This is a genomic window from Microvirga sp. P4_G7 (assembly GCF_056401005.1).
On the sequence record NZ_JBFUKD010000168.1, the window covers coordinates 1 to 6,549 of the forward strand.

Below are 6,549 nucleotides of genomic sequence, written 5' to 3' on the forward strand. Positions count from 1 at the left end.
CAAGATGGAGAGCCACAACCACCCCTCGTTCATCGAACCTTATCAGGGCGCGACGACAGGTGTCGGCGGCATCCTGCGCGACGTGTTCACCATGGGTGCGCGCCCGATCGCAGCGCTGAACTTCCTCCGCTTCGGGGAGCCCGCCCATCCCAGGACGCCGCACCTCGTTTCCGGCGTCGTTGCGGGCATCGCCGGCTACGGCAATTCGTTCGGGGTGCCTACGGTCGGCGGCAGCGTCGGCTTCCATCCGCGCTACAACGGCAACATCCTCGTCAACGCCATGGCGGTCGGGCTCGCCAAGACCGACGAGATTTTCTATGCGGCCGCGACGGGAATCGGCAATCCGATCGTCTATCTCGGCTCGAAGACGGGCCGTGACGGCATTCACGGCGCGACGATGGCATCGGCGGAATTCGACGACGCGTCGGAAGAGAAGCGCCCGACCGTGCAGGTCGGCGATCCCTTCGCGGAAAAGCTTCTCCTCGAAGCCTGTCTCGAGCTCATGCAATCCGGCGCGGTCATCGCGATCCAGGACATGGGCGCCGCCGGTCTCACCTGCTCGGCGGTGGAAATGGGCGCCAAGGGCGATCTCGGCGTCGAGCTCGATCTCGACAAGGTGCCGTGCCGCGAAGAAGGCATGAGCGCCTACGAAATGATGCTCTCGGAGAGCCAGGAGCGCATGCTCATGGTGCTCAAGCCCGGCATGGAGAAGGAAGCGGAAGCGATCTTCGTCAAGTGGGGGCTCGATTTCGCGATCATCGGCAAGACCACCGATACCCTGCGCTTCGTCGTGAAGCACAAGGGCGAGGTGATGGCCGATCTGCCGATCAAGGAACTCGGCGACGAGGCGCCTCTCTACGACCGTCCGCACTTGGCCAACACACACCTGCCGGTGATCGCGCCGGCGAGCGTGACGCCGCCGGTCTCGAACGGCGAAGCGCTGCTCCGGCTCGTCGGTTCGCCCGACCAATGCTCCAAGCGTTGGGTGTGGGAGCAATACGACCATCTCATTCTCGGCAACACCGTGCAGGTCCCTGGTGGCGACGCCGCGATCGTGCGCGTCGAGGACGGTCCGAAGGGCCTCGCCCTGACCACCGACGTCACGCCGCGCTATTGCGAAGCCGATCCGGTCGAGGGCGGCAAGCAGGCGGTCGCGGAAGCCTGGCGCAACATCACCGCGGTCGGCGGCCTGCCGCTCGCCATCACCGACAATCTGAATTTCGGCAACCCGGAACGGCCCGAAGTCATGGGGCAGTTCGTCGGCTGCCTCCGTGGCATCGCGGAAGCCTGCCGCGCACTCGATTTCCCGGTCGTGTCGGGGAACGTGTCGCTCTACAACGAGACCAACGGCCAAGGCATTCTGCCGACACCTGCCATCGGCGGGGTGGGCCTTGTCGACGATGTCCGCGTGCATGCGACGCTCGCGTTCAAACGGTCCGAAGATGCGCTGGTCTTGATCGGCGAAACGAAGGGCTGGCTCGGACAATCCATCTATCTCGGCGAGGTCTGCGGTCGCGAAGAGGGTGCGCCGCCGCCGGTCGATCTGGCGCAGGAGAAGCGCAACGGCGATTTCGTCCGCCAGCTCATCCGCACCGGACAGGTCGACACCGTCCACGATTGCTCCGATGGCGGCCTCGCCTTGGCGCTCGCGGAAATGGCGATGGCGCGCGGCGTCGGAGCGGCGATCTCCCACGATGGTGAAGGTCTTCCTCTCCACGCGTTCCTGTTCGGCGAGGATCAGGGCCGCTACGTCCTGGCCGTCAATCCCGATCAGGCGACCGATATTCTCTACGAGGCGACGACGCTCGGTATCCCCGCGACGATCCTCGGCGTGACGGGCGGCGATTCATTGATTCTGCCGGGCAACGAGGCCATATCGGTGAAAGATCTGAAGGCCGCTCACGAAACTTGGCTGCCGAATTACATGGCCAGTCGGGCCTGAGGAACGAATACGATGGCGATGGATGCAGGCGAAATCGAAAGCATGATCAGGGCTGCCCTCCCGGACGCCCGGATCGAGATCAAGGATCTCGCCGGAGACGGCAATCACTATGCCGCGACCGTCGAATCATCGGCGTTCAAGGGCAAGAGCCGGGTCCAGCAGCATCAGATGGTTTACGCGGCGCTGCAGGGTCGCATGGGGGGCGTGCTGCACGCACTTGCCTTGACGACGCTCGCACCCGACAATTGAGATCGAAGAACCCAAGATCGAAACCCCGGCGCCTTGACCGCCGCGGAACAGGAGAATTCCATGACCGATGCCCGCCAGGTGATCGACACCGAAGTGCAGTCCAACGACGTCGTGCTGTTCATGAAGGGCACGCCGCAATTCCCCATGTGCGGGTTTTCCGGCCAGGTCGTCCAAATTCTCGGCTATCTCGGCGTCCCCTATAAGGGCGTCAACGTCCTCGAGGACGAGACCATCCGCCAGGGGATCAAGGATTATTCCAACTGGCCGACGATTCCCCAGCTCTACGTCAAGGGCGAATTCGTCGGCGGCTGCGACATCACGCGCGAGATGTTCCAATCGGGTGAATTGCAGCAATTGTTCACCGACAAGGGAATCGCGGTCAAACAGACCGCTTGATCCGATCGAAATCGAATGCATTGCGAGACGGGGCCCTGAGGCCCCGTTTTCCGTTTCTTAAGACCTTTCTCACCCACTTGTTATCCGGACCGTTTTTTTGTCGCATTCCGGAACCGGTCGGAGTTCCCCCACAATGGTGAAGCTCCGACGAGAGCCCGCGCCGTGAAAACAAACGAGGACGGCGCAAAATGGGGGTTTAGCATGTTAGAATCCGAGACCAATGTTCTGGCCTTCGCGCACCCGAGAAGCCAGCCCGCCCACCATCCCAAGACCCTGATCGAGACGGTCTATGCCGCCGGCTCCATCGCTTTGCCCGCCGACGACCTCTCCGCCAAGACGGCCGCCGTCATGCTGCAGGCGCTGGGTTTCGTGGTGATCGACGAAGTTCTGGCGGACGGCACCATCAGGAGCCTCAAGCGCGGCRAGACGCGCCAAGCGATGGGCCGGCCCTGGCGCCTGTCGAAACCGCCCTATACGGGCGAGGCCGGGCTGCCGGATGGAAACGGGGCCTTCAAGCGCCCCGTGTGAACGGGATCAGGACCGTCCGAGCGCGGCCTTCAGCAGAGCGATCGCATCCGGCGCGTGCCATTCCGCCGGGCCCTTCAGGACGCCGATCTCGCAACCGGCAGGATCGATCAGCACCGTCGTCGGCAAGCCGACCACGTGACCGGATTTCTGCAACGTCTGCAGAACCTTCCCCGAAGGATCGGCGTAATAAGCGAGATTGGTGATGCCGTTGTCCCGCAACCACGCCTTCGCCTTGTCGGGATTGCGCGTGTCGACGTTGATCGCGACGACCTCGAAATCCTTGCCCCCGAGTTCCGCCTGAACCTTGTCGAGCGCCGGCATCTCCTCCCGGCATGGCACGCACCATGTCGCCCAGAGATTGACGAGCACCGTCTTGCCGGTGAAATCCGTAAGGCTTCGCGGCTGACCGTCGAGGCCGGCAAATCCGATCGCGGGTGAAGGTCTGGGCGCGCCGCTGATCGCGAGAGCCGCCAGTTCGCCCTTCGCCAAAGGTTTGAGATGCTCAGCGAGGGCCGCCGAGGCGCGGCATTCGCCGTTTCCTGTCGCGGGATTGCCGCTTACCGAAAGAGCGTACCAAACCAAGGCCGCAAGAGGGACCGTGAGCAAGGCAGCGATCTTGATCGCTGAGAAATTGGGGAGCTTCGACATACGAGTGGGTGTGCCGCGTTTCCTCGCGCACCTCAAGCGCTCCCGTCCCGCAATCATTATCACAATTGCGCGGGCCTCATGTCGGCGAAAACGAAAAAGGCCCCGGCAACGATGGCGCTGCCGGGGCCTTTGGATTCGGACGATTAGATGATGATGAAGTCGTTGGCGGTCAATTTGGTGCCTCTGGTAAGTATCGCGATCTCGAGCTCGCCGCCTTTGCCTGAGCCATCGGCGTCATAGGAGAGAACGCCGGTCCTGCTGTCGAAGAGAACGCGATCTTCCGCGTCCGCCGCCTGAGCGCCGATATGGAAGGCGTCCGAGCTGAGTTTGCCGACCTTTCCCAGCTTGGTCATGAATTTGTTGTCGAGTTGGAACGTGTCATTCCTGGCGTTGAATTCCCGCACCTGGTCGGTATTGCTCCGCGACAACCTCGTGTCGAAAAGGAAGATATCCCCTCCACCGCCGCCGATCAGAATGTCTTTGCCGAGACCACCCTTGAGAACGTCGTTGCCGCCGAGTCCCGACAGGGTATCCCGCCCCGCCGTGCCCGATATGGTGTTGGCGGTATCCGACCCGGTGAGCGAGAGTCCGGCTGTGCTCAAGGGCACCGCTGCGGCCAGGAACTCGACCTCCGCTGACGCGCTGAGCGTATATCCTACACTCGCGCGCACAGTGTCGGCTGTGCCACCGGCCAGCGCCTCCGTAACGATATCGAGCGCATTGTCGACGATATATGTGTCGTTTCCCGCGCCGCCGAACATTTGATCACCGGCGCCCCCGCCATCGAGAATGTTCGCGCCGGCGTTCCCTGTCAGCGTATTGGCGACCGAGTTGCCGGTGAGATTGGTCGAGGCGGCACCGCCCGCGGCACTGAGGTTCTCAAGGCCGGTTGCGAGCGTGTTGCTTAGCAGGGAGGAGACGACCGTATCGGTGCCGGAAGCATCGACGATGACGTCGCCGGCGTCCTCGATCACGTAGGTATCGTCGCCTACGCCACCGTCCATCCGGTCCGCGCCGGAACCGCCGTCGAGAATGTTCGCGCCGGCGTTCCCGGTCAGCGTATTGGCGAGCGTGTTGCCAGTGAGATTAATCGCGGCGGCGCCGCTGGCGGCACTAAGGTTCTCAAGACCGGTTGCGAGCGTGTTGCTTAGCAGGGAGGAGACGACCGTATCGATGCCGGAAGCATCGACGATGACGTCGCCGGCGTCCTCGATCACGAAGGTATCGTCGCCCGCGCCACCGTCCATCCGGTCCGCGCCGGAACCGCCGTCGAGTGTATCGTTGCCGTCCGCGCCGACGAGCGTGTTGTTGCCGGTATTGCCCGTCAGACTGTTGTTCAAAGTGTTGCCGGTTCCTGAAAAGTTGCCGGTTCCCGTGAGGACAAGATTCTCGAAATTGTTCTGAAGGGTGTGGGACAGCGAAGCGCTGACCGTATCGGTCCCTTCATTGACAATCTCCACCAGCGTCTCGGTCGCATCATCGACCACATAAAAGTCGTTACCGGCGCCGCCTGTCATCTGGTCAACGCCAGCACCGCCATTGAGGCTATCATTTCCGATGCCACCCAGGAGTTCGTCGGCTCCAGCAGCACCAAAGAGGGTATCGTTGCCCGCGCCACCCGTGAGAACATTGACACCTTCGTTTCCCGTGAGGGTGTTTTCCAAGGCGTTGCCGGTGCCGTTGAGCGCGCCGACGCCGGTTGCCAGGGTGAGATTTTCCACATTCGCGGCATTGAGCAGACTGAAATCGATCGAGGACAGGATGAGGTCGGCGCCCTGATTGGCGAGCTCGGCGACGGTGTCACCGCCATTGTCCACTGCGTAAGTGTCGTTGCCCAATCCGCCTGTCAGAATGTCGGCACCCAGACCGCCATCCAAGATGTTGTCGAAGGCGTTACCCGTGATGGTGTTGGCGAGGTCGTTGCCGAGGACGTTGGCGACACCGGCTGAATCCGGCATTGCGAAGGCGACGGCCTCCGCCGCTCCAAAAATGTAAAGCCGCATGGCTTGGTTAAACGATGGCATCGGATAGCTCCTTGAGGTTTCCGGACCCAAAAATGTCCTGCCGACAGGAACGTTGGTGAATCGTTATATCTTATCAGCTATCGAATAACGTTTCTCCTCCAGGACTGTTCCATCGTCACCGAAGATAAAGTCACATCGGTCTTATGTTATTGTTATAGAATAACTATTCTAGATTTCGGTCTCCCACCCGTGCGCGACGCGGAGACGATTCCACCGGCTCCGCTTGCCTCTCGCGTCCCCCGCATCTTCCCGCTATGGTGCGGCCACGTTTGGAGCCTGTTGATGTCGCCTGATCTGCCTTTCGTCCGGACCGCGCTCGTGGTCGGGATCCTCGCCTTGAGCTTGTCCGCCTGTGGCCGCCGTGGTGCGCCGGAGGCGCCGCCCGATCCATCCGCGCCCAAAACCGAGCAGGGAGCGCAGGCGAGCGACGATGATGCGGTCGGCGGTGTGCTGCCCTCGCCGGTCGGCACGCCCAACCGCAACCCGAAACGCGGCTACACCATTCCGAAGTCGCAATTCATCCTCGACCCGATCCTGTAAGCGCTGCAAAATCGTTTTCGACCGTCGATCGTCGGCGGGCAATCGACGCGGACGTCATCCCCGGAAATTCATCGTCATGCACCATTTCGCCTATCGCAACGGCGTTCTGCACGCCGAGGGCGTCGATCTCAGCCGCATCGCCAACGAAGTCGGGACGCCGTTCTACTGCTATTCCACGGCGACCCTGGAGCGGCACTACCGCGTGCTGGCGGAGGCTTTCGC

7 protein-coding genes and 1 pseudogene are annotated in these 6,549 nt (G+C 62.3%); 6 read left to right on the top strand and 2 right to left on the bottom strand.

Annotation, left to right across the window (positions count from 1 at the left end):
• The 4 genes from purL to AC1DT3_RS09675 all read left to right on the top strand — a co-directional run.
• Positions 1-1,942 (top strand): phosphoribosylformylglycinamidine synthase subunit PurL (purL, locus tag AC1DT3_RS09660; RefSeq protein WP_477465039.1); only part of this gene is annotated, 1,942 nt, incomplete at its 5' end.
• Between the two features lie 12 nt (positions 1,943-1,954).
• Positions 1,955-2,191: a BolA family protein gene (locus tag AC1DT3_RS09665; protein WP_477465040.1), complete on the top strand. Its 237-nt coding sequence runs from the start codon at positions 1,955-1,957 to the stop codon at positions 2,189-2,191.
• Positions 2,192-2,251: 60 nt separating this feature from the next.
• Positions 2,252-2,587: a Grx4 family monothiol glutaredoxin gene (gene grxD, locus AC1DT3_RS09670; RefSeq protein ID WP_477465041.1), complete on the top strand. Its 336-nt coding sequence runs from the start codon at positions 2,252-2,254 to the stop codon at positions 2,585-2,587.
• A 201-nt stretch (positions 2,588-2,788) separates the two neighbouring features.
• Complete coding sequence (locus AC1DT3_RS09675; RefSeq protein WP_477465042.1) at positions 2,789-3,115, top strand: hypothetical protein; 327 nt, start codon at positions 2,789-2,791, stop codon at positions 3,113-3,115.
• 6 nt (positions 3,116-3,121) lie between these two features.
• Here the strand turns inward: AC1DT3_RS09675 and tlpA are convergent, their stop codons facing one another.
• Together tlpA and AC1DT3_RS09685 are read right to left on the bottom strand one after the other, a co-directional pair.
• A complete protein-coding gene (gene tlpA / locus AC1DT3_RS09680) occupies positions 3,122-3,763 on the bottom strand; it encodes a thiol:disulfide interchange protein TlpA (RefSeq protein ID WP_477465044.1) in 642 nt (213 codons plus the stop codon).
• A 143-nt stretch (positions 3,764-3,906) separates the two neighbouring features.
• Positions 3,907-5,787, bottom strand: coding sequence for a hypothetical protein (locus tag AC1DT3_RS09685; RefSeq protein ID WP_477465045.1), 1,881 nt, complete (start codon positions 5,785-5,787; stop codon positions 3,907-3,909).
• A gap of 282 nt (positions 5,788-6,069) precedes the next feature.
• Between AC1DT3_RS09685 and AC1DT3_RS09690 the strand changes: the two genes are divergently transcribed.
• Positions 6,070-6,327 carry a hypothetical protein gene (locus AC1DT3_RS09690; protein WP_477465046.1) on the top strand — a complete coding sequence of 86 codons (258 nt, stop codon included), beginning with the start codon at positions 6,070-6,072 and terminating at the stop codon, positions 6,325-6,327.
• A 76-nt stretch (positions 6,328-6,403) separates the two neighbouring features.
• A pseudogene (locus AC1DT3_RS09695) lies at positions 6,404-6,549 on the top strand (diaminopimelate decarboxylase); the annotation flags it as partial.

Coding starts and splice junctions, on each gene's coding strand:
- tlpA (WP_477465044.1), bottom strand. CDS start 3,763: ATGTCGAAGCTCCCCAATTTCTCAGCGATCAAGATCGCTGCCTTGCTC.
- grxD (WP_477465041.1), top strand. CDS start 2,252: ATGACCGATGCCCGCCAGGTGATCGACACCGAAGTGCAGTCCAACGAC.
- AC1DT3_RS09685 (WP_477465045.1), bottom strand. CDS start 5,787: ATGCCATCGTTTAACCAAGCCATGCGGCTTTACATTTTTGGAGCGGCG.
- AC1DT3_RS09665 (WP_477465040.1), top strand. CDS start 1,955: ATGGCGATGGATGCAGGCGAAATCGAAAGCATGATCAGGGCTGCCCTC.
- AC1DT3_RS09690 (WP_477465046.1), top strand. CDS start 6,070: ATGTCGCCTGATCTGCCTTTCGTCCGGACCGCGCTCGTGGTCGGGATC.